The 22,267-nt window shown below is 63.5% G+C and carries 16 protein-coding genes; 7 read left to right on the top strand and 9 right to left on the bottom strand.

The features are described from left to right. Window positions 1–2: 2 nt before the first annotated feature. The 5 genes from BBG20_RS10055 (at window position 3) to BBG20_RS10035 (ending at window position 4,884) form a co-directional block, all read left to right on the top strand. Window positions 3–770 carry a DeoR/GlpR family DNA-binding transcription regulator gene (locus BBG20_RS10055; protein WP_028618576.1) on the top strand — a complete coding sequence of 256 codons (768 nt, stop codon included), beginning with the start codon at window positions 3–5 and terminating at the stop codon, window positions 768–770. 10 nt (window positions 771–780) lie between these two features. Next, window positions 781–2,613 carry a glutamine--fructose-6-phosphate transaminase (isomerizing) gene (gene glmS / locus BBG20_RS10050; protein ID WP_065902670.1) on the top strand — a complete coding sequence of 611 codons (1,833 nt, stop codon included), beginning with the start codon at window positions 781–783 and terminating at the stop codon, window positions 2,611–2,613. Between the two features lie 60 nt (window positions 2,614–2,673). Further along, window positions 2,674–3,039, top strand: coding sequence for a hypothetical protein (locus tag BBG20_RS10045; protein ID WP_065902669.1), 366 nt, complete (start codon window positions 2,674–2,676; stop codon window positions 3,037–3,039). Window positions 3,040–3,139: 100 nt separating this feature from the next. After that, on the top strand, window positions 3,140–3,721 hold the full coding sequence (locus BBG20_RS10040; RefSeq protein ID WP_065902667.1) for a LemA family protein: 582 nt from the start codon (window positions 3,140–3,142) through the stop codon (window positions 3,719–3,721). Then, the gene (locus BBG20_RS10035) at window positions 3,718–4,884 is read left to right on the top strand and encodes a hypothetical protein (RefSeq protein WP_065902665.1); all 1,167 of its coding nucleotides are present in this window, start codon (window positions 3,718–3,720) and stop codon (window positions 4,882–4,884) included. Before BBG20_RS10040 ends, BBG20_RS10035 begins: the two co-directional genes overlap by 4 nt. Here BBG20_RS10035 and pbpC read toward each other — a convergent pair whose 3' ends face one another. From pbpC to BBG20_RS10020, 3 genes are all read right to left on the bottom strand, one after another. Next, window positions 4,885–7,182, bottom strand: a complete 2,298-nt coding sequence (gene pbpC / locus BBG20_RS10030) for a penicillin-binding protein 1C (RefSeq protein ID WP_065902663.1) — start codon at window positions 7,180–7,182, stop codon at window positions 4,885–4,887. After that, window positions 7,163–12,967 carry an MG2 domain-containing protein gene (locus BBG20_RS10025; protein WP_065902898.1) on the bottom strand — a complete coding sequence of 1,935 codons (5,805 nt, stop codon included), beginning with the start codon at window positions 12,965–12,967 and terminating at the stop codon, window positions 7,163–7,165. The genes pbpC and BBG20_RS10025 overlap by 20 nt, the downstream gene beginning before the upstream one ends. Before the next feature lie 77 nt (window positions 12,968–13,044). After that, window positions 13,045–13,674 carry a LysE family translocator gene (locus BBG20_RS10020; protein ID WP_065902661.1) on the bottom strand — a complete coding sequence of 210 codons (630 nt, stop codon included), beginning with the start codon at window positions 13,672–13,674 and terminating at the stop codon, window positions 13,045–13,047. A 127-nt stretch (window positions 13,675–13,801) separates the two neighbouring features. Here BBG20_RS10020 and BBG20_RS10015 point away from each other — a divergent pair, with 127 nt between their 5' ends. Further along, on the top strand, window positions 13,802–14,284 hold the full coding sequence (locus BBG20_RS10015) for an Lrp/AsnC family transcriptional regulator (RefSeq protein ID WP_065902660.1): 483 nt from the start codon (window positions 13,802–13,804) through the stop codon (window positions 14,282–14,284). A gap of 95 nt (window positions 14,285–14,379) precedes the next feature. On the opposite strand, the gene BBG20_RS10010 is transcribed toward BBG20_RS10015, so the two are convergent. The 6 genes from BBG20_RS10010 to BBG20_RS09985 are packed head-to-tail and all read right to left on the bottom strand — an operon-like array spanning window position 14,380 to window position 20,034. Continuing rightward, window positions 14,380–15,312, bottom strand: a complete 933-nt coding sequence (locus tag BBG20_RS10010; protein WP_065902659.1) for a phosphatidate cytidylyltransferase — start codon at window positions 15,310–15,312, stop codon at window positions 14,380–14,382. 1 nt (window position 15,313) lies between these two features. Next, a complete protein-coding gene (locus tag BBG20_RS10005; protein ID WP_065902657.1) occupies window positions 15,314–15,934 on the bottom strand; it encodes a lysophospholipid acyltransferase family protein in 621 nt (206 codons plus the stop codon). A gap of 9 nt (window positions 15,935–15,943) precedes the next feature. Beyond that, window positions 15,944–16,387, bottom strand: a complete 444-nt coding sequence (locus tag BBG20_RS10000; RefSeq protein WP_065902655.1) for a hypothetical protein — start codon at window positions 16,385–16,387, stop codon at window positions 15,944–15,946. Continuing rightward, a complete protein-coding gene (locus BBG20_RS09995; RefSeq protein ID WP_065902653.1) occupies window positions 16,377–17,675 on the bottom strand; it encodes a phosphatase PAP2/dual specificity phosphatase family protein in 1,299 nt (432 codons plus the stop codon). The genes BBG20_RS10000 and BBG20_RS09995 overlap by 11 nt, the downstream gene beginning before the upstream one ends. 2 nt (window positions 17,676–17,677) lie before the next feature. Beyond that, complete coding sequence (locus tag BBG20_RS09990) at window positions 17,678–19,399, bottom strand: bifunctional alpha/beta hydrolase/class I SAM-dependent methyltransferase (RefSeq protein ID WP_065902652.1); 1,722 nt, start codon at window positions 19,397–19,399, stop codon at window positions 17,678–17,680. An 11-nt stretch (window positions 19,400–19,410) separates the two neighbouring features. Then, window positions 19,411–20,034 carry a CDP-alcohol phosphatidyltransferase family protein gene (locus BBG20_RS09985; protein WP_065902650.1) on the bottom strand — a complete coding sequence of 208 codons (624 nt, stop codon included), beginning with the start codon at window positions 20,032–20,034 and terminating at the stop codon, window positions 19,411–19,413. Window positions 20,035–20,338: 304 nt separating this feature from the next. On the opposite strand from BBG20_RS09985, the gene hflK reads away from it, so the two are divergent. Next, on the top strand, window positions 20,339–22,264 hold the full coding sequence (gene hflK / locus BBG20_RS09980) for a protease modulator HflK (RefSeq protein WP_065902648.1): 1,926 nt from the start codon (window positions 20,339–20,341) through the stop codon (window positions 22,262–22,264). Window positions 22,265–22,267: the final 3 nt, after the last annotated feature.

Genomic DNA, 22,267 nt, shown 5'->3' with positions numbered 1-22,267 from the left:
CCATGTCGAAACGAAATACACCCCAAAGACGCCACAACATCCTGACCTTGCTCAATGAACAGGGCGAAGTCAGCGTGGACGAATTGGCGAAGCGTTTCGAAACGTCGGAAGTGACCATCCGCAAGGACCTCGCTGCCCTCGAAAGCAACGGCCTGCTGCTGCGCCGCTACGGTGGCGCGATCACCATGCCGCAGGAACTGGTCGGCGACGCCGCTCAACCCATCTCGGTTTACAAGCGCGCCATCGCGCGGGCCGCCGTGATGCGTTTGCGTGAGCACGCCCGCATCATCATCGACAGCGGCAGCACGACGGCGGCGATGATCCCCGAACTGGGCCACCAGCCCGGCCTGGTGGTGATGACCAACTCCCTGCACGTGGCCCGCGCCTTGAGCGAACTGGAACACGAGCCGGTGCTGTTGATGACCGGCGGCACCTGGGACCCGCATTCGGACTCATTCCAGGGCCAGGTTGCCGAGCAGGTGCTGCGGTCCTACGACTTTGACCAGTTGTTCATTGGCGCCGATGGCATCGACCTGGAACGCGGTACCACTACCTTCAACGAACTGTTGGGCCTGAGCCGCGTGATGGCCGAGGTCGCCCGTGAAGTGGTGGTGATGGTCGAATCCGACAAGATCGGCCGCAAGATTCCCAACCTGGAACTGCCCTGGAGCAGCGTCCATACCCTTATTACCGATGATCGCCTGCCGCTTGAGGCCCGCGACCAGATCCAAGCCCGCGGCATTACGCTGATATGCGCGGCAATCATCTAGGAGAAATACCATGTGTGGAATTGTAGGCGCAGTCGCTGAACGCAACGTCACCGCCATCCTGCTTGAAGGTCTCAAGCGCCTGGAATACCGCGGCTATGACAGCGCCGGTGTGGCGGTCTTCACCAACGCCGGCAAGCTTGAGCGCATGCGCCGCCCGGGCAAGGTCGCCGAGCTGGAGCAAGCCCTGCTCGGCGAGCCGCTGGTCGGTCGCCTGGGGATTGCCCACACCCGCTGGGCCACCCACGGTGCGCCGTGCGAACGCAATGCCCACCCGCACTTCTCCGGTGACCTGGCGGTGGTGCACAACGGCATCATCGAAAACCACGAAGTACTGCGCGAACAACTCAAGGGCCTCGGCTACGTGTTCACCTCGGACACCGATACCGAAGTCATCGCCCACCTGCTCAACCACAAGCTCAAGGACCACAGCGACCTGACCACCGCCCTCAAGGCCACGGTCAAGGAACTGCATGGCGCCTACGGCCTGGCGGTGATCAGCGCCAGCCAACCGGACCGTGTGGTGGCCGCTCGCAGTGGTAGCCCGCTGGTGATCGGCCTGGGCCTGGGTGAGAACTTCCTCGCGTCCGACCAACTGGCCCTGCGCCAGGTCACTGACCGCTTCATGTACCTGGAAGAAGGCGATATCGCCGACATCCGCCGTGAAAGCGTGTCGATCTGGGACGTCGACGGCAACCCCGTCGAGCGCGAAGCCGTGCAATACCGTGATGGCGCCGAAGCCGCCGACAAGGGCGAGTTCCGCCACTTCATGCTCAAGGAAATCCACGAGCAGCCTTCGGTGGTGCAACGCACCCTGGAAGGTCGCCTGAGCCAGAACCAAGTGCTGGTCAACGCGTTCGGCCCGCAAGCTGCCGAGCTGTTCGCCAAAGTGCGCAATGTGCAGATCGTCGCCTGCGGCACCAGCTACCACGCCGGCATGGTTGCGCGTTACTGGCTCGAAGAGCTGGCCGGCATCCCGTGCCAGGTCGAAGTCGCCAGCGAGTTCCGCTACCGCAAGGTGGTGGTGCAGCCTGACACCCTGTTCGTGACCATCTCCCAGTCCGGCGAAACCGCCGACACCCTGGCCGCCCTGCGCAACGCCAAGGAGTTGGGCTTCCTCGCGAGCCTGGCGATCTGCAACGTCAGCATCAGCTCGCTGGTGCGCGAATCCGACCTGACCCTGCTGACCCAGGCTGGTCGCGAAATCGGCGTGGCCTCCACCAAAGCCTTCACCACCCAACTGGTCGGCTTGTTGCTGCTCACCCTGTCCCTGGGCCAGGTTCGCGGCACATTGGCCGCCGGTGTCGAAGCCACCCTGGTAGAAGAACTGCGTCGCCTGCCGACCCGCCTGGGTGAAGCCCTGGCCATGGACAGCACAGTGGAAAAAGTCGCCGAACTGTTCGCCGACAAGAACCATACCCTGTTCCTCGGCCGTGGCGCGCAATACCCGGTGGCGATGGAAGGCTCGCTGAAACTCAAGGAAATCTCCTACATCCACGCCGAAGCCTACCCGGCCGGCGAATTGAAGCACGGCCCACTGGCCCTGGTGGATGACGACATGCCGGTGGTGACCGTCGCGCCGAACAACGAGCTGTTGGAAAAGCTCAAATCCAACCTGCAGGAAGTGCGCGCCCGTGGCGGCCAGTTGATCGTGTTTGCCGATGAGAAAGCCGGCATGGTCAACGGTGAAGGCACCCACGTCATCAACATGCCGCACATCCACGACACCCTGTCGCCGATTCTCTACACCATCCCGTTGCAGCTGCTGTCGTACTACGTCGCCGTGCTCAAGGGCACCGACGTCGACCAGCCGCGCAACCTGGCGAAATCGGTGACCGTGGAGTAAGCCGCCATACCCTGGAGGCCCGCCCGGGTCTCCAGGTCCCCGCGAAAGGATGCGACCTCAATGCACACGCCCTCCCAGATCCATCCACGTCTGCACAATCGCCGATTCACTGTCGCCAACAACGCCCAAGGGCTGTCGGGTACGGGTACGGTGTTTCATTACCTTGTCGAAGGTGATGCCATCTCCGGCACTTACCAAGGCGGTCGCATCCGGCTGGGTACGCAAGTAGGACGTGTGACAGGCCCGGATACCATCGAGTTGCTGTATCAGTGCCTGACGCTGGACGGTCAGCTGCTGTCCGGTTGGTCGCGTGGGACGGTCGCTGTAGACCCTGTCGGACGCACTACGCTGAGCTTCGAGTGGGGCTGGTTGTCAGGTGCCGCTGGCGGTGGCGAGTCGAGCTACGTGGAGCTTTCCTCGGGTTAAGCACCTCTTGTCGGTTCTGTGGGCCAGTGCCCGTCGCGTGACGCCGTTTTCCCCCTAGAATGCGACCCTGTGGATAACTCAGCCAGGGAACGCCTTCACCATGAATATCGAACTGCTAATCGCCGGCATCGTTGCGCTGATCATTGTCGTGGGCGTCGTCGGCTGGATGGTGGGGGTCTACAACGGGCTGGTGATGCGGCGTAACGATGTGGACAAGGCTTTCGCCAACATCGACGTATTGCTCAAGCAGCGGGCCGATCAGATCCCGGACCTGATGCGCGTGGTCCAGACCGCCATGAACCATGAGAACGCGCTGTTCACCCGCTTGAGCGACGCGCGTACGCAATACCTCAACGCCAGCAGCCTCAACGACAAGGTCGACGCCTCCAACCAGCTCAATGCTGCGCTGAAGTCGGTGATTGCGGTGGCGGAGAACTACCCCGCGCTGATCTCGGGGCCCAACATGGTCGCGTTGCAGCAGGCGATCTCGGCGGTGGAGGAGCGGATTGCCGACCGGCGTGAGTTCTTCAATGAGTCGGTCAACCTCTACAACATCGCCATCGCAGTGTTTCCCGACCTGTTCTTTGCGCGAATGCTCAGTTACCAGCGTATTCCGTTGCTGGCCATCAGTGCTGAAGAAATCCGCTACGAAGGCGTCAAGCTCGAAGTGCCCGGCACATGAAGACCACCCAAGCTGGCGCCGTCAAGAAAAAGCAGGCATGGAAAACCCTGCTGGCGCTGCTGATACTCGCAGGCTTTATTGGCTTGATGGTCTATGCGCCGAACATCCTGATCGCGTTGTTTTTCCCGACGTTGATCCTGCTCGGCCTGTTGGCCAGCTTCGGCCCCAATTTCTACAAGACGGAACAGCGGCTGGCCACCAGCCAGATCCGCTCGCTGGCGATGGGGTTGGTGGAACTGCGCGGCACGGTGGTTGTGGATAAGCCGCTGGTGTCGCCGGTGTATGGCAAGCCCTGCGCGGGCTACGTGTTGATCATCGAAGACGGCAAGAAGGACGACGATGGGCACTGGAGCTGGAGCCGGGCTTCGGGCGAGGCGCGCTGCAATGACTTCAGCCTGCAGGACGCCAGCGGCGAAATCCGGGTGATTGCCGAGGGCATTGATCTGTTCGGCAACAAGTCGCCTGACGATTACCAGCCGATGGGCAGCTCCCGCCGCCAGGGTGAAATCCTGCTGAGCCAGGGCCTTGATGTGATGCTTATCGGCGACGCCTGCGAACGCGACGGCCTGCGCGTGATTGCCCAGGGCAAACAGCCCAAGGCGGTTTTCGGTGTAGCGCTGACTCAGGATGTGGAAAACCGTCGGGTCCTCGCGCCGCTGTGGCGCGCCGCTGGCTTCTACGCGGCCTGCGTGGGGCTGATCGGCGTGGGCATCATGGCCCTCACGCCCGAACACATTGCCCAACTGCATTTGCCGGGGCCGGACACTTATCAACAGATGGTCGAGCTTGGCCCTGTGTATAAATTGCTGGCCTGGTTATATCGCGAGGGCGGTTTCCAGATTCCGTTCATGGCGGCGTTTGGCTTTTTCCTGGCGATGATCGTGGTGCTGATGGCGACCAGCCTGGTGCTGCCCAAGGGCATCCGCATGGCCGTGGCCCGGGTGTTGGGTGCGTGGACCGGGCTGGGCATGGTGATTGGCGGCGTGGTCACCTTGCTGCTGTTCGTGGCCCAGGTGGATACGCTGAAGTTGTTTCTGGTGTGGATGCTGATCTTGGTCGGCACCCTGGTGTTCTCTATCTTCGAGCAGCGCAAGCTGGGCGCGGCGTACAACCATTTTGCCAAACGCGTGGGCAAAGCCAGTTTCGGCGACGAAGACGCCTGATCAGGGCACAAACTCCACTTTTAGCCCGCGACTGGCGCTGCGTCCCTGATCATCACTGACCCGCAGCCGGTATTCTCCCGACTTGCCCGGTCGCCAATTCAGCGTGGTTTGCGGCGGGCCCTGGCCGATCAGGGTCTGGTCGGCGAACCAGTACAGGGTCGCCGCATCGCTGGCGGCGTTGGCGTTCAGTGGGATGCTTTCCTGGGGCTGTGACAGGCGTAACTGGTAGCTCACCTGGGTCAGGGGCGAGCGAATCTGCGGCGCTTCGCTCTGGTCGCTGAGGCGGTTGGGCTGGCAGTTTTTCATCACCGTGGGCGGCGTGCGGCGCGGCAGGCCGGCGGCGCGGTACAGGCGTTGTATGTCGCTGGGCCAGAACTCGAAGACTTCCTCGCGGGTGTACTGCGCCTCGAATGGCGGGCACGCGGCCTTGCCGGTGCGGGTGTCGATCAGTACCGGGCGGTGCAGGTTGGAGACGCGTATCGGTGAGACGCCGGGGATGTACCAGGTCTTGCGGGTCTGTGGACACCAGCGGTTGGGCAGCTCGCCGGAGGCTGCGCACACGTCGATACGCACCAGCCCGGCGGGCGGCTTGTCAGGCTTGATCAGCACATTGGGCAAGGCCAGGGGCAGGGCGTCGGCGATACGGAAGAACAGTGGCGCGGCGGTTTTAGCGCCGATGAACGCCGGGTTCGGCCGCCCATCGAAGTTGCCCACCCACACCACCAGCACATACGGGCCGATCAAACCGGCACTCCAGGCATCGTGAAAGCCCCAGGAGGTGCCGGTTTTCCAGGCGGTGCGCCAATGGCGGCCGGGCAAGCCATCCGGACGCGGATTGCGGCGCAGCATGTCGCGCACCATAAACGCGGCCTGGGGGGTAAGCAGTTGCGCGCCGGTGGTCTGCGGTTGCTCCTGCAGATAGCGCAATGGCCGTAGATGCCCATCGCCGGCGAGCATTACGTACAGCCCCGCGAGTTCTTCCGGGGTCATCTCGCCACCGCCGAGGGCCAGGGCCAGGCCGTAATGGCTTTCACCCCGCAGGCCCTTGATACCGGCCCGTTGCAACAAGCCATACAGCGAAGGCGACCTCACCTGGCTGGCCAGCCACACCGCCGGGATATTGCGACTACGGATCAAGGCATCCCGCGCCGTCAGCGGCCCGACAAAACTGCCGTCGAAATTTTCCGGCTGGAAGTAGCCAAAATTACTCGGCAGGTCTTTGAGGATGCTCATCGGATGAATCACCCCCTGATCCAGCGCCAGCCCATACAGGAATGGCTTGAGGGTCGAGCCCGGCGAGCGCCGCGCCAGCACGCCGTTGACCTGGCCATGCAGGCTTGTGGATAAGTAATCCGCCGAGCCCACCAGGGCCTTGACGCTCTGGTCGCGGCTGTCGATCAGGATCGCGGTGGCGTTTTCCACCCCGGTGCTGCGGCGCTCGGCGATAAAGCCGGTGATCAAGCGCTCCAGCAATTGCTGAAGTGGCAGGTTAAGGGTGCTGTTCAGCTCATTACCGGTCTGGGATGCCAGCAGTTGCTCGCTCAAGTGCGGTGCCAGAAACGGGATCTGCTGGCGGTTGCGCGCTTCCAGGGGCAGGTCGAGCAGACTGGTGTTGCGCGCGTCCTGTGGATAAGTTTCGCGCCAGTCGGCCATCAGCCGCAGCCGCGCGTTTTGCAGCGACGGCCCAAAGCGCGCACGCCGCCCCGGTTGCTGGGGGATCACCGCCAACGCCAGGGCTTCGGACAGCGACAACTGCGCCGCCGACTTGCCGAAATAGATGCGGCTGGCCGCCTCGGCGCCTTCAATATTGCCGCCCATCGGTGCCAGGTTCAGGTAGGCCTCGAGGATGTCGTGCTTGCTGTAGCGCGCTTCCAGCCACAAGGCCAAGGCGATCTGCTGCAGTTTGCCCGGTACTTGCCGGGTGTTGAGATCCCACAGGCGCCGCGCCAGTTGCATGCTCAACGTCGAGCCGCCCTGGCGCTGGCCACCGGTGTAGGTCGCCATGGCTGCGCGCAGCAACGCCGGAGGATTGACCCCCGGGTGCCAGTAGAAATTACGGTCTTCCTTGAGCAGCAGGGCCTCGACCAATGAGGGCGACATGCGCTCCAGCGGCAGCCATAAACGGTATTGGCCGTCCTGCGCGAGGGTCATGCGCAACAGCGAGCCGTCGTCGGCCAACACCACCCGTGACGAGGTCACGGCCTGCTCCAGCGGGGCATGGGGCCACAGCCGCAACCCCGCCAGCACCACCGCCGCTGCCAGCAGCGGCGTCAGGCGTTTAAGGCTTGGTAATTTCAAGCTGGCCTACTTTGCCGCGCCCTTGCAGGGTGGTTTCGTACATGCCTTCGGCGTAGGCCGGAGGTGTATTGAAGGTGCCTGCGTTGGTGGCGCGCACGCGGTAAACGAAAGTGCCTACGTCGCGCAGCGCAGTGCCGTACAACACCACCCGATCATCGCGGACATCCACATACTCCGGCTGCCAGTTACTCAGCTCGGTTTCGCCGATCGGCGCCTGCCAGGTGTCGGCCTCTTCGTCGCTGGCTTCCACGTACTCGGATTCCTCTCCTTCACTTTCCTCGGCACTGGCGGCTTCCGGCTCCGGCGGCAAGTTATACACAGGCTCGACGCCACCCGGCAGCAAGTCGACCACGGCGACTTGCTGCACTTGGTCACGGTCGGTGGCGCGCAGGCGCAAGCGCACCAGGAACTCGTCGCCCACCGCCACTTTGCTCACCGGCTCGCCCTTGAGGTCGAGGTATTCGTGGATGATCTCCAGGCCATTGGTGATTGGCTTGAGCTTGGCGCCCTTGTCGAAACCGGCCTCGCTGAGCATGTAGAACGCCGCTGGGCCGTCGGATTTTTCCATTACCAGCTTTTGCGTGGCATCCGGCACGGCAGCGCGTGGCGGCTGGCCAGCCATTTCCAGCAGCTGTTGCTGCTTGTCGCCCAGCCAGGCGGTGGCCTTGAGGGTCATGTCGCTTTGCGCGCGCTGGCCATAGTTGTCCAGAGCGCGCAGCAACAGGGCGGCCGACAGCGAGTTGTAACGTTGCTCGTTGAGGCGTTTGCCGAGTTTATCCAGCAACGCCACCGGCACATCGTCCAGCAGTTCGGGGAAGTGCCGCGCCAGCAGATGCAGATGCTCCGCGTCATGCACCAGCGGGTCGTAGTACAGGCCATCGCTTTCCCACTTATCCACAAGCGAACGCCATGGGATCTTGCGGAACAACGTATCGGCCTGGCGATCCTGCTTGAGCAGTTTGTAACTGGCGGCCAGGTAAGCGGCGCCGAGGTCGTTCTGCCAGGTGTCCTTGAAGTAGCTTTCGTAGCGTTCGCGGATATCGCTCAAGGCGCCGCTGACGAGAATCCCCTGACGGCTCAGCAGGTAACTGGCGTAGGCACGGTTGCGCAATTCCGACAGGCCTTCGCTCGGGCCGTTGGCCAGGTCTGTCAGATAGGCATTCGAGCGCACCAGCAGGTCTTCGGGCACCGGCAGCCCACGTTCCCGGGCTTCGATCAGGAAGTCGGTGGCGTACAGGCTGGCATACGGCGCCACGTCCGGGTTGGCCGCCCACAAACCGAAGCCGCCGGCCTGGTTCTGGCGCTGGCGCAGCATGCGTACCGCGCTGCCGAAGGCCTGTTCGGCCTCTGGTGCATTGCCGCCCCAGATCAATGCCGGCATGGCCTTGGACACCAGTTGCTCGGTGCAGGCATAGCCGTAGTCATCCAGGTAATGCTTGAGGCCGTTGGCCCACACCAATGGCGAGGCCGCCACACCCAGTTGCACGTCGCGCAACTGATTGAACAGTTCGCGGGTGGGCTTGAGCTCTTTGCTGGCGCTGTCGAAGCGGCCCAGGCTCAGGGCCACGCGATGCTCGCTCAGTGGGCGGATCGAGGTGGTTTCGGCGACCTGGATACGTTTGCCATCCGGCAGCACCGCGACAAAACGCAGGTCCGCCGAACCGAGGGTGTCGCCGACCTTGATCTTGAACTCGGCCGTGCCTTCCTTGCGCGGTTGCAGGGACAAGGTGCTGCCCTTGTCACCCTGGACCACCAGGCCGGCGCTGGTCTGCACTTCAAACTTCACGTCCGCCGCCGCGTCGAGGTTACTGAACACCCCGGCACTGACGTTGAACACATCGCCCGGGGCCACGAAGGCCGGCACGTTCGGGGTGATCACAATCGGCCCGCGCACCTCGGTGTTGGCCTCGCTGACGCCGACGCTGTCGGCATCCACCGCCACCGCAAACAGGTGCAACTTGCCGTTGAAGCTGTCCGGCACCTGGTAATGCAGCACGGTTTCACCCGCCGGCAGGTCCACCAGGCCCGACCACCAGGCCACTGGCGGCTGGTGTTTGCGCTTGAACGGGTTGAGGTGGTTGGCCAGGGCGCCTTCGGTATCGCCACCCGGCGCTGCCCCACTGAGCAGGCGGCTGAATTCCGGCAGGATCAGGTCAAGGATCTGACTGGTGCCGACCTCCAGCGCCCGCTTCTGGAAGAAGAAGCCCAGCGGGTCTGGCGTCTGGTAGCGCGCCACTTGCAGGATGCCTTCGTCCACCGCGTACACCACCGCGCGGCCCGGACGGTCGGCGTTGACCTTGATGTCCAGGGTCTGCCCCGGTTCGATCTTCGCTGGGCCTTCGACCTTCAGTGCCATGCGCCGCGCATCCAGGTTGATGCTGAACGGCACCACGCCGTAGGACAGCGGGCTCATATAGACCTCGGACGAACCGATGTCCCGCACGAACTGCACGTTGACGTAGGCATTGCCCTCAAGCCCTGCCGGAACGCGGATATGTTGCACGCTGTTGGTGCTGTCGGCCTTGAACCACTGCTGGGTGTAGACCTTGTCGCGCTCGATGGTGATCAAGCCGGCGCCGGTGTACGGCGCGCGGATGCTGATCGCGATCTCATCGCCGGTGGCGTAGCTGCGTTTATCCAGGCGCAATTGCAGCTCGGCGTTGCGTTCCAGCGAGCGCGAAGTGTTGCCCCGGCCGGCCACGCTGTAGTCGATCTGGTTGAGCAGGTTGCCGTTGGCGTCTTTGAGTTGCAGGGTGAAATCACCCGGCGTGCCGGTGTTCAGCGTCTGCTTGGCACCTTCCTGGGTCATCACCAGCGGTGAGGCGGGTTGGCTGATGTTCTTGATGCGCGACTCGTATTTGTAGGTGCCGTTGGACTGTTTCACCAGTACCGACACGTAGCGGTGCTCGATCACTTCGCTGGTCAGGCCGTCCACTGCCAGTGGCGTGAGGTCCGGCGCGACGGCCAGCCATTGCACCTGGCGTGGGGCGTCCTTGGCGACGTACGACAGCGAATCCTGACTTTTCACACCCACCAGGTAGGGCGCGGATGACACCAGCACGGCACTTTGCGCGGCCACGTTGCGGCCGCCTTCAGCCTCGAACACCTGGGTCATCACCTGCAGGCGATAGGTGCTGTTGGCGAAGCGTTGCAGGTTGAGGTCGAGCACGGCCTGGCCGTTGTCGTCGACGGTGGTCTCGGCCAGGTCTTCGGTGCTGGCTTCCTCCAAGGCATCGTTGAGGCGGAAGCGGTAATCGGGGTAACGGTCGAAGGCCGCGAGCGTGGGGCTCAGGGACATTTTTGCGGTGACACGCCGACCGGATGCCGGGGCACCGAACAAGTGCATCGCAGTGACTTTGGCCACCACCTGGTCAGGTGGGATCCAGCCCTGCACCGGGGTGTCGTGCAGGCTCAGGCTGACCTTCATGCGGTCCGGCTCGAAGTCGCGGACTTTGAAGCTGACACTGCCCAGGTCGGTGCGTGTCTGCTTCTCGCCGATCAGCTGCAACGTCGCGGTGTAGTCGCCGGCGGGGGCCACTTCGCTGCTGGGGAAATCAAAGGTTTCAAAACCGCTGGCGGACAGCTTCAGCGGCTGGCGAATCACTTCCAGGCCACGCGGGTCGGTGATTTGCAGCTCCACCGGCAGGCCTTGCAGGGCGCCTTTCCAGTTGCCGCTGCGCACGATCATGCCCAGGTGCGCGGTTTCGCCGGGCCGGTACAGCCCACGGTCGGTGAACAGGTAGGCGCTGAGACGATCAACGGCACCGTCTTCTTCCAGACCGCCGACGTCGAAGCGCGATAAATCCAGTTGTTGGGACTGACGGGCAATCGGCAGGAACGACTGGTCATTGCCGCGAGTGACCACATACATCAGCGGCGTTTTCTCACGGCGAAGTTCATCCAGCTTGGCGAAATGCACGTGGCCTTCGGCGTCGGTATGGCCGCTGCTCACCGGCAAACCGTTGCGGCCAATGATGTCGACTTGCGCATCCGCCACCGGCGAACCGCTGCCGATGGACTGCACGTACACATCATGGCTGCCGTCGCTGGAGCGCTTGGCGATGATGCCAAGATCGGTCACCACGATAAAACGCAGATCGCTGGTGCTGCTGCGCTCGTACTCGAATGTGCGTGTTGCCGGGTCATCCTGCGGACTGAGCTTGAGTACGAAAATGCCGCGACGGCCGCCATTGGCGGTGAGGTAGTGGCTGAGATCGACGTTGTCGTAGACAGTTTTCGCAGGGTCCGAGGACGACAGCGGAATATCCAGTGCCTGACGCTCGACCATACGGTCGAAATATTCGTTGCCGAAGTTAGGCCGCGCAAAGCTGCCGCTGCTCTGGTCCACCAGGTGTTGCAATTGGTTGGGCAGCAGGCGGGCGATTTCCACATGCGCGCCGGGCACGCCGCGAGCCATGAAGCCCAGGCGTTTTTCGCCATTGAGGCTGAGCAGCGCGCCGTCGGACAGGAACTGCAAGGTGCGCGGATACGCGGGCATGCTGAGCAGCGACGCTGTCGGATTTTTCGCCAGGTAGCCACCGATGGCTTCGAGGTTGGCGGGCACGCGCACATACACGGCGCGACCGGCCGGGGCCTTGAATTTGAAGGCGTGCAGGGTGTTCAACGGTTCGACGCTGGGCACGTGAGTCAAGGTGATTTTGCTGCTGCGGGCGAGCAGGGCGTCGTCGATGTCGTTGCTGTTGTAGGGGCGCGTGTCGTCCTGGGCTTTTTCCGGCAACAGCCAGGCCTGCACCTTACCGGCGATGGTGTCATCGGCTACGGCGCTGGAGCTGCTGAACATCAGCACCGGCTCGGGCTCGCCGCGCGCGTTATCCACAAAGCTGACGTCGGCGCCGGTAAAGGTCAGGCGGTAGCGGCCGGGCACGGTGACTTCCGCCACCAGCGCTGCGGCGCTGGCGTTACCGCCGTCGCGCGCCTTGATGCCTTCGTCGAGCTTGGCGCTGACCGGCGTGCTTTCCAGCGGTGTGGCCAGGGCGGCGGAGCGTACGTAGGCGTTGAGTTTTTTCTCGTCGAAGGTGATTTCCGGGCGATTGGGCAATTGGGCGTCGCGGTAGGCCAGGCCTTTGCCGAGGGTCACCGAGACACGCTTGCGCAGGCTGTCTTCATCAACAGGGTGGGAAAAATGGAAGGTTGCCACCAGCTGTTTCAGCGTCGGGTTGGACGGGTCCTGGTACAGCTCGTTTTGCGCCAGGGTGGCGCGGAACGGTTGGGTGGAAAACTGGCTGCTGTATTGGCTGAGGAGCACGCCATCGGCCAGCAGGTTTTTCTTGGCCAGGTCGAGGGTGTAATGGGCGTCTACCGGCCAGTCCTTTTCCGGCACGAACAGCAAGGTGCGGTCGTCGGACCAGCGCCAGGCACCGGCCACGGAGGGGGTCAGGGTGATGCCTTCGGTCACCGGCTTGCCAATGGCGGCCAGCGGAGCCACAGATTCGGCGAAGCGCACTTGCAGGTTATCCACAACCGGCGGCTGCTGGGTGTAGTCGGTCAGGTTGGGCTTGTGCAGCGAATACCCCACGGTGTGGGGCTGCGGCAGGTTGGAATACCAGTGCCAGCCGTAGAACCCCGCGGCCGCCAGCAACACCAGGCCCACTACGCCGGCGCCAGCCTGACGCGGATAGGCATGCGCCTTGTGCCCCAGGTTCGCCACGCCACGGCCGATCGCACGGAGCCAGAGCGGCGGATGCCATTGGCCGAAAACGGCCCCCACCACAGTCAACAACACAGCGCTGATACGGCGGCTGATCGCTTTGAACGAATCGAACATGGTGAGCATCCCTGGCTAAGTGCGGCGTATCTTACACGCGTCTTTGATACAAAAGATGACGCCGATACGCCGTACCGCTAGGCGTGTTGCACAAAAGTGAGGCGCACCGCAAAACCGATCAGAAGACTGCCGAACAACCACTGCTGCATACGCTGCGCCGAGCGATTACGCGCCAGCCAATGGCCGATGCGCGCACCCGTCAGGGCATAACAACAGTCGAAGGCGAAACCGACGCTCACCAGCATCACCCCCAACCACGCAAACTGCATTGCCACCGGCCCAGCCTGCGGGTTGATGAATTGCGGCAGCAATACCGAGCAGAACAACAGTGCCTTGGGGTTGAGCAGGTTGGTGAGCAGGCCGCGTTGAAACGCCGTGCGCCAGGCATGCAGCGTTGGCGGCGTGTTCGCGTTGGCGAGGGACGGCAGCATATTCGCGCGCAAGCATTGAACCCCCAGCCATAGCAGATAGGCCGCGCCGCCCAGGCGCACCACATCGAATGTCCACGGCGCCACTTTGAACAAGGTCGCCAGGCCCATGCCTGCCAGCGCCACATGGCACGCCCGGGCAATCCCCAGCCCGATCGCCGTGGTCAGCGCGAGGGCCTTGCCCTGGCGTGCGCCGGTCTGCAGCAACAGGATCATGTCCGGCCCCGGCAACAGATACGCCACCGACAGGGCCATCAAAAACAACCAGAGTTCCGCCATGTTCCACCCCCGTATTTGGTCGACTGATTCTAGGGCGCGAGGGCGGGGCAGGTGCTTGCGTAATAAGCCAGAAAAGCGTCTAGTCTTGGCATTCTCTGCCACTGAATAAGCTACCGGCCATTCACTTATGCCAACTCTCAAACTCGATACGTTTGATCGCAAGATTCTCGAGGCCCTGCAACGCGACGGCCGCCTGAGCAACGTGCAACTGGCCGACGAAATCGGCCTGTCTGCCTCACCGTGTCTGCGGCGTGTGCGCCTGCTGGAAGAGGCCGGCGTGATTCGCGGCTACCAGGCCACGCTCGACCGCGATGAAGTGGGGCTGGGCATGATGGTATTTGTCGGGGTGAAAGTGGAGCGGCATAACGACACCGAGGCCAACGCCTTTCGCGAAGCGGTCACTGCGCTACCCGAGGTGATCTCGGCATTCCTGGTCTCGGGCGAGTCGGACTTTCTGCTGCAGGTGGTGGTGCCGGACTTGCGTGGCTATGAGCGGTTCGTCACTGGCAGCCTGCTGAAGCTGCCGGGCGTGAGGGATATCCGCAGCAACTTCGCGATCCAGACCGTGAAAACCCCGGGGGCGTTGCCGCTCGGGCATTTGCCAGGCTAATGATCCGTAGGCGTCGGGGTGCCAGCGATGAGGCCTGCGAATTTCATGCAGTGTTCAAGACCGTCATCGCCGGCAAGCCGGCTCCTTAGGATTTTTCAGGTCCACCAGTAGCGCACGAGGTGGAAGAAGATCGGCGCGGCAAAACATACCGAATCCAGTCGATCCAGCATGCCGCCGTGCCCTTCGATCATGTGCCCCCAGTCTTTCACGCCGCGATCGCGCTTGATCGCCGACATCACGATGCCGCCGGCAAAGCCCAGCAGGTTGATCAGCAATGCGATCAAAAACGACTGCCATGGGTTGAACGGCGTGGTCCACCACAGCGCGGCGCCGATCAGCGAGGAGAGCAAAACCCCGCCGATAAACCCTTCAACGGTCTTGGACGGCGACAGGTTGGGCGCGATCTTGTGCTTGCCGAACAGCTTGCCGCACACGTACTGCAGCACGTCCGAGAGTTGCACCACGATCACCAGGTAGGCGATCAGCAAGAGGTTGCGGCCCTCATAGCCAGGGATGTCGAGGGTCAGCAGGGCCGGGACGAACGACACGCAGAACACCGCGATCATCAGGCCCCACTGCACCTTCGAGGCACGTTCCAGGAAGTGCGTGGTGTCGCCGCCAAGGGAGGCGAGGATCGGCAGCAGCAGGAACACGTACACCGGGATGAAGATCGAGAACAGCCCGTACCAGTCCGAGTAGATCAGCAGGTATTGCAGCGGCAGGGCCAGGTAGAACGCGGCCACCAGGGCCGGGTAGTCGCTGCGGCGGGTAGGCGTGAGGGTGAGGAATTCGCGCAGGGCGTAGAACGAGACCGCGTAGAACAGCAGGATCACCGCGCCGGTACCGAGCCAGAAGGCGATGCCGATCACGACCACCATCACCCACCAGGCGTTGATGCGCGCGTTGAGGTTCTCGATCACCGCATTCGGCGTGCCACGCGTGCGCAGTTTGAGGACCAGGCCGATCAGCGAGGCGAGTACCAGGATCGCGCCGATCCCGCCGAACAACATCAGGGTTTGGCTATCCATCTCAGGAATGCTCCGGGGCAAGGGCGAGCAGAGCATCGCGGGTACGGGCGAGGAACGCGGCTTTGTCTTCGCCTTCGGCCAATTGCAGCGGGGCGCCGAAGCTGGTGGTGCACAGCAGAGGCAGCGGCAGCACGCGGCCCTTGGGCATGACGCGGTTGAGGTTGGCGATCCACACCGGGATCAACTCGGCCTGTGGGTAACTTTTCGCCAGGTGATACAGGCCGCTTTTGAACGGCAACAGGCCGTCTTCCAGATTGCGTGTGCCTTCGGGGAAGATGATCAGCGAGTCTCCACCCTCCAGCGCATCGAGCATGGGCTGCAAGGGGTTATCCACAGGGTCCTTGCGCTCACGATCGATCAGCACGCCATTGAACACGCGGTTGATGATGTAGCGGCGCACTGCGCTTTTGTTCCAGTAATCGCTGCCGGCTACCGGGCGCGTGAATTTGCGCAGGTTTTGCGGCAACGACGCCCACAACAGCACGAAATCGCCGTGGCTGCTGTGGTTGGCGAAGTAGATGCGCTGCACCGGCACCGGCGCGCAGCCCAGCCACAGGCTGCGGGCGCCGGTGACGGTGCGGGCCATGGAGGTAATCAGCGTGGCGACCACGGGTTCGAACATGGGGATTCCTTATCCGGCGAAGGGCAGCCAGGGGCTGGCGAGGATCACGGCGAGGGTCAGCAACGCTTGCGCGCCCAGCAGCCAGGCTTGTTTGCGCAGCAGTTTGAGGGCGCCGCGACGGCGCTCGGTCCAGGGGCGGCCCGCGCGCTTGGCCGATTGCAGGCCAAGGGTTTGCAGGGCCTGGTCGAGGTCTGCGGTACGATCGGTGTCGCGGGCGAGCAGCGCGAAGAGGTCGGCATCAAAGGCCACGCGCAGTGCCCAGTACTTTTGCAGCAGCCCGAGGATAATCATCCACAGGCTGAGCAGCAGGCAGATGGTCGAAATACTCGCCATCAGCAACTGGGCCAAGCCGAATAACACACCGACCACGGTCAGGCCTGTGGATAACTGATCCAGTGAACGACCACGGCGTAGCAGGCTGGCGACGACCTGCAGTTCCATATCAGCGGGCATGGGGCAAACCCTCCAGAGCTTTACGGTGAGCGGGGTGCAGGACTACACGGGTACGCGCTGCACGAATAATAGCCAGCGCGTCATCCACCGTGGCAGCGCGGCCGCTGTGCAGCAGCCAGGCAGCGACGGCGGTGGCACTGCGTGAGTAGCCGAGGGCGCAGCACACCAGCAGCGGCCCGCTCTGGCGCAGACGCTCGATGGCGTGTGCGGCTTGCAGGCATTGTTCGGGTGTCGGTGCGATCAGGTCCAGCACGGGTACGTTCTGATAAGCGCGGCCCTGTGGATTAATCGGCAATTCGGCGCACAGGTCGACGATGGCCTTGAACGGCTCCTGCTCGCGGGCGCTGGGAATCCTGCCGAGCCAGACGTTATCCACAATCAGATCCGGCTGTGGATGTTTGCGTGTCCACAGCCGTGAATTGACCCACGCGCCCGCGAGGTAACGCGCGTACAGCCAGCGGGCGGCGGGTGTGAGCCGGCCATCGGCGCGTTTCTGGAAGCCTGCAGCACCGAGCACGAAGTAATTGGCCTTGATCAGACCCAATGAAACTGCTGGCCACAGCAGCCACAACCACCCACCGCCCAGCCCAAAGGCCAGGATGACCAACACCAGGGCGCCGAGGCCGTAGCGCGCGCCCAACCGCCAGCGCTTCGGGTCTCGCGTCAGCCGCGCATTCAATAGCGGGCTGGGGGGCTCCAGCGGCCACAACCACACGCACAGCCAGCCGGCGAGGGCGCCTGTGGGTAAGTCGATAAAGTGGTGTTGATAAGTGGTCAGCACTGAAATCCCGATCAACGCGAACCAGCCATGCACCACCCAACGCCAGAATCCCTGCGTATGGCGTTGGTACATGACCCACAGGATCACGAGCAGCGCGATGTGCAGCGAGGGTGCCTGGTTGAACGGCTTGTCGAACCCCGCCAGCACGGCGAACAGCCAGCCAAATACGCCGTCCAGTTCCGGGCGTTCGAAGGTGAAGCGCAGCGGCCAGATCAGGAAGCAACTGACCGCGATGACCTGCGCCGTCAACAGGCGCAGGGCATGTTGCTTGAGCTCGTGACGGCTGTTGGGCAGCAACAGCGAGAAACCGTAGAGCAGGTCGATGGACCAGTAGGGCACGATGGTCCAGGCCCAGAAGGGCATATGGGTTTCCCAGTCGAACACCAGCGTGCCGACGTCGCTGCGCTGGCTGGTGACCCAGGTGGCGAAGCCATAGGTACTGAAAAACAGCGGCGCCAACAGCAGCAGCCACAGCACCGCTGGCTTTAACAGGCCGGGTTCGCGCATGTTCAGATCTTCTGTGCCAGGGACACGGTAAAGATGCCCCACTCGTCCACACGCTGGGTGATCTTGCGGAAACCGGCGGCTTCCACCAATTGGTCCATTTCCGCCTGGCTGCGGCGGCGCATCACCCAGGCCTGGCCCTGGCGATGGCTGGTCAGCGCACGGGCGATCAGTTCCAGCTGCGGGTGCCACGGCTGGCCGGTGTAGACCAGATAACCGCCAGGCTCCACGGCCTCGGCGAGACCCGCCAGTGAGCCGCCGACCATGCCGTTGTCGGCAAACAATTCATACAGCCCGGACACCACCGCCAGCGTCGGCTTGGGGTCCAGTGCGGCCAGGTCCAGTCGGTCGAATGCATCGCCTTTGACGAACTGCGCGATATCTCCCAGGCCCTTCTCGCGGATCAGGGCGCCACCGTCGCGCACGTTGATGTCGCTGTAGTCGCGCAGCAGGATCGACTCCGGCAGCGGCGACACACCCTGCAAGGCTTCCAGGATGTAGCGGCCGTGGCCGGCGGCGATGTCGACGATGCGCACTTCACGCTGCTGATCGCGCAGCCGGGTCATGGCCAGGCGCAGCAGTTCTTCGACATTCAACTTGCGCTGGCGAATGCCACGCCAGCCGATGGAGTTGAGGTAATTGGTGTCGATCATCCGCCCCAGCCCGCCCTTGCCGGTGGGCTTGTTGCGGTACACGTAATCCAGGGTACTGCCGGAGTCGAAGCCGGTGTCGAAACCGAGTTTCACCCCGTCTGACAGGTTCTTGCCCAGGCCCATGCTGGCGCGGGTCAGGCGCCAGTACAGGTCGCGCAGGGAATTGCGCGGCAGCGGCGCGGCGAGGGCTTCGGACTCGGCGCAGGTGGCACCCAGCTTGTCGGCGTCCAGCAGGCAAGCGCGGTCCAGCGCACTGCTCACGGCCACCGCGCGGTCGCGTTCGCCAAGGGTGTCGTGGAAGAAACCGGGGAGGATATGCAGCTCTTTTTTCAGGCTGCCAAGGCGGTCGAAGAACTGCTGCTGGGGTTTGCGGTGCACCACAAAGTCGGAGCCGGAGATCAGCAGTTGGGTCGGCACCTGGATCGCCTGGGCATCGGCCACGACGCGGTCGGCCGCTTCGTACAGGCCAAGCAGCACATTGACCGAGATGGCCTTGGTGATCAGCGGGTCGCTGTCGTAGGAAGCCACGCGCTCAGGGGCATGGCTGAGGAACTTGGCCTTGACGTAACTGTTGACGAAAAAGTTGCCGCGAAACTTGCGCATCAGCGCCAGCCCTGGCCGTGCGAACGGCACGTACAGCTTGACCTTGAACGCCGGCGAGGCGAGTACCAACGCGCGGATTTTCGGCGCGTAGTCATGCACCCAAGTGGCTGCGATCACCGCGCCGACGCTTTGCGCGACCACCGCGAAGTTTTCTTCCTCGATGCTGTAAGCCGCGCCGATATGCTCGCAGAAGGTCTGCACGTCGCGGGCGCTGGTGGCGAAGCTTGGGCTGTCGCCGCGCGCGCCCGGTGATTGGCCGTGGCCGCGGGCGTCCCAGGCGAAGAAGTCGAATTGCGGCAGGTCGAGTTCATCCACCAGGTGCGCGATGCGCCCCGAATGCTCATGACCGCGATGGAACAGCAGGATCGCCTTGCGCGGCTCATCGCCCGCAGGCGCAGTAGCCGGCCAGTGCCGATAGAAAAGCTCGACGCCATCATGGGTACTGAAGGTGTGCTCTTGCTGTTCGCGCATCGCAAAAATCCTTATGCAATCGGTGGAGTATCTGAGTGTTCCTTGAGGCCCTGGCGCACCCGGTTGACCAGGGTGTAGGCGAGCAGGGCGGCGACCAGCCACATCACGGTGTCGACCCAGCCCGCGCCGAGCCAACCCAGTGCAACACCGGTGGCCAGCACGCCGAGGACGAAGGCCCGGTCACTCTTGCCCATCGGCCCGTCATAGCGGCGCGACGCACCGACCATGGGCCCGAGCACGCCGGCGTATTCGCTGAATACCGCCAGCAGCGCCACCAGCAGCACCGGCGCCAGGCTCACGCCGGGGATCAGCGCGAAAGGCAGGATCAGCGCGCTGTCGGCGATGACGTCGCACAGTTCATTGAGGTAGGCGCCCAGGCGCGACTGCTGGCCAAATTCACGCGCGAGCATGCCGTCGATGGCGTTGAGGGCCATGCGCAGGATCATCCACAACGGGATCAGCACAAACAGCCACAGGTGTTGAGCGAAGCTGGCGATCAGCAGGCCGACCAACAGGGAAACCACGCCGGCCAGGACGGTGATCTGGTTGGCGGTGGTGCCGTTGTCGTAGAGGCGCTGCACGAGGGGTCGCAGCAGGTTTTGAAAACGCGGCTTGAGCTGATAGATCGAAATCATGGGGAGTGACGCTTCCTTGTCCGTGAGCCCGCGAAAAACTGGTTTGGAGTGTGCCGATTATTCATGGCCTGCACCAGTGATGGCGCGTGTTTATGGGGGTTTTGTCACGCTATCGGAGGCGTCGCCGGACAAATCAGCGAGCGGGCCGCCCCACGAATGCGGTGGGTAAGGGTGAACAGCGATAAATGACAGACCGCCATCGTGGGCAAGCCCACTCCCGCAGGGGTTTTACGCGGGTTTCGAACAAAAATTTCACGCTGCGTGTTATATCGTAACGAATTGTGTACAACTGGGCGTTAAGTAGATGCAAGTGGATCTAGAGGCTGACGGCGCTTCGGTGGAAGGCCTGCCGCGTTTTCAGCAAGGGCTGTTCCATGCCCGTCGATTGCGCCAAGCCGGCATCAGCCTGACGGTCCTGGCCGTTGCCGGTTGGGTGCTGGCGCTGTTTGTCGCGCTGTTTGCGCCGCTGTCGATCTGGCCGGTGGTGTTGATCAACTGTGCCTCGGCGTTGCTGGTATTGGTGGCCGGGTTGCAGTCGGCGTGGTGGGTCGCCGATTGGCGTGCCCAGGCGCTGGAAGAACCGGTGGCGGCGTTGACCGAACAGCCCGATGAGCCCGTCACCTGGCATCGAAGCCTGGCCAACCGCCTGGGCAGTGGCCTGCTGGCCCAAATCGGTGCGCCGGTGTTGTGGTTGTGCGGTTGGGCGCTGCTGGCGCTGGTGAGTGTTATCGAGTTCTGGAACCTGGCGCTGCCCGCAGCGGCGGTGGGGCAGTCGGCCAGTGTCGGTGCCGCGCTCGGCTTGGCACTGGCGTTTGGCCTGCTGGTGTTCGAGCGGCGCCTGGCTCAGGAAACCGCCACGCAATGGCCGGAAGCCGCGCAATTGGCACAGTTGAGCCGGGTGGCGATTGTGTGCCTGGTGGTCAGCGCGATCTGCCTGCTGTTTGCTGGCGCAGCGTCTGTCTGGCCGCTGCGCCTCGCCACACTGATCGGCCTGTTGCCCGCCCTGGTGGCGCTGGAGTTTCTGCTTCGGGCCGTGCTGTCGCTGTTCAGCCCGCGCCAACCGCGCCTTGAACCGCGCTTGATGGCGCAGAGCTTTATTGCCGACCTGCTGCGCTGGCCGCCGCAACCGTTGCTCGCCTTGCAGCATGAGCTGCACAACCGCTTCGGCATCGACCTGCGCCAGATCTGGGCGTTTACCTACATGCGCCGTGCATTCTTCCCGGTGCTGCTGGTGGTGCTGGCTGTCGGCTGGACACTGACCGGCGTGCATGAAGTGCCGCTGCAAGGGCGTGGGATTTATGAACGCTTTGGCAAGCCCGTCGAGGTGTTCGGGCCCGGCTTGCATGCCGGTCTACCCTGGCCGTTAGGCCGTGTCATCAACGTGGAAAATGGCGTGGTGCATGAGTTGGCCACCAGCGTCAGCGAAACGGCTGCGCCGGAACTGGCGCCTGCCGAGGGCCCGGCGCCGTTGATCGCCAATCGGTTGTGGGACGCCAGCCATGTGAATGACAAATCCCAGGTGATCGCCAGCAGCAGCGGCGACAAGCAGAGCTTCCAGATCGTCAATATGGACGTGCGGTTTGTCTATCGCATCGGCCTCACCGACCAGGCCGCGCTGGCCGCCACCTACCACAGCGCGGACGTGCCGACCCTGATTCGCAGCACCGCCAGCCGTATCCTGGTTCACGACTTTGCCTCGCGCACCCTCGACGAATTGCTCGGCGAGCAACGCACTCGCCTCGCTGACGAAATTGGCAGCGCGGTGCAGGCGGACCTGCAAAAACTCGACAGCGGCGTGGAAATCCTCGCCACGGTCGTGGAAGCCATCCACCCACCGGCCGGTGCCGCCAATGCCTACCACGGCGTGCAAGCCGCGCAGATTGGCGCCCAGGCCCTGATCTCCCGCGAGCGCGGTGCCGCCAGCGAACAGACCAACCAGGCCTTGCTGCAAGCCAGTACTGCGCGCGACCAGGCGCTGGCCAGCGCGCGTGAAGTGAATGCCGGGGCCCAGGCGGCCGACCTGCGCTTTGCTGCCGAACAAAAGGCCTACGCCACGGCCGGCCAGGCCTTTGTGCTGGAGCAGTACCTCGGCCAACTCAGCCAGGGCCTGGCCCACGCCAAGCTGCTTATTCTGGATCACCGCCTGGGTGCCGATGGCGCGCCGACGATCGATCTGCGTTCTTTTACCTTACCGGCCGATCCTTCGGTGCCGCGTAAAGCCGTTCAATAAGGA

It is taken from the genome of Pseudomonas aylmerensis, from assembly GCF_001702265.1.
Classification (GTDB): Bacteria; Pseudomonadota; Gammaproteobacteria; order Pseudomonadales; family Pseudomonadaceae; genus Aquipseudomonas; species Aquipseudomonas aylmerensis.
This window is presented reverse-complemented; position numbering and strand designations above follow the sequence as displayed.

Excerpts from the sequence above, each read along its gene's own strand:
- BBG20_RS10055 (WP_028618576.1), top strand. The coding sequence starts at position 3 with ATGTCGAAACGAAATACACCCCAAAGACGCCACAACATCCTGACCTTG.
- glmS (WP_065902670.1), top strand. The coding sequence starts at position 781 with ATGTGTGGAATTGTAGGCGCAGTCGCTGAACGCAACGTCACCGCCATC.
- BBG20_RS10045 (WP_065902669.1), top strand. The coding sequence starts at position 2,674 with ATGCACACGCCCTCCCAGATCCATCCACGTCTGCACAATCGCCGATTC.
- BBG20_RS10040 (WP_065902667.1), top strand. The coding sequence starts at position 3,140 with ATGAATATCGAACTGCTAATCGCCGGCATCGTTGCGCTGATCATTGTC.
- BBG20_RS10035 (WP_065902665.1), top strand. The coding sequence starts at position 3,718 with ATGAAGACCACCCAAGCTGGCGCCGTCAAGAAAAAGCAGGCATGGAAA.
- BBG20_RS10025 (WP_065902898.1), bottom strand. The coding sequence starts at position 12,967 with ATGTTCGATTCGTTCAAAGCGATCAGCCGCCGTATCAGCGCTGTGTTG.
- BBG20_RS10020 (WP_065902661.1), bottom strand. The coding sequence starts at position 13,674 with ATGGCGGAACTCTGGTTGTTTTTGATGGCCCTGTCGGTGGCGTATCTG.
- BBG20_RS10015 (WP_065902660.1), top strand. The coding sequence starts at position 13,802 with ATGCCAACTCTCAAACTCGATACGTTTGATCGCAAGATTCTCGAGGCC.
- BBG20_RS10010 (WP_065902659.1), bottom strand. The coding sequence starts at position 15,312 with ATGGATAGCCAAACCCTGATGTTGTTCGGCGGGATCGGCGCGATCCTG.
- BBG20_RS10005 (WP_065902657.1), bottom strand. The coding sequence starts at position 15,934 with ATGTTCGAACCCGTGGTCGCCACGCTGATTACCTCCATGGCCCGCACC.
- BBG20_RS10000 (WP_065902655.1), bottom strand. The coding sequence starts at position 16,387 with ATGCCCGCTGATATGGAACTGCAGGTCGTCGCCAGCCTGCTACGCCGT.
- BBG20_RS09995 (WP_065902653.1), bottom strand. The coding sequence starts at position 17,675 with ATGCGCGAACCCGGCCTGTTAAAGCCAGCGGTGCTGTGGCTGCTGCTG.
- BBG20_RS09990 (WP_065902652.1), bottom strand. The coding sequence starts at position 19,399 with ATGCGCGAACAGCAAGAGCACACCTTCAGTACCCATGATGGCGTCGAG.
- BBG20_RS09985 (WP_065902650.1), bottom strand. The coding sequence starts at position 20,034 with ATGATTTCGATCTATCAGCTCAAGCCGCGTTTTCAAAACCTGCTGCGA.
- hflK (WP_065902648.1), top strand. The coding sequence starts at position 20,339 with ATGCAAGTGGATCTAGAGGCTGACGGCGCTTCGGTGGAAGGCCTGCCG.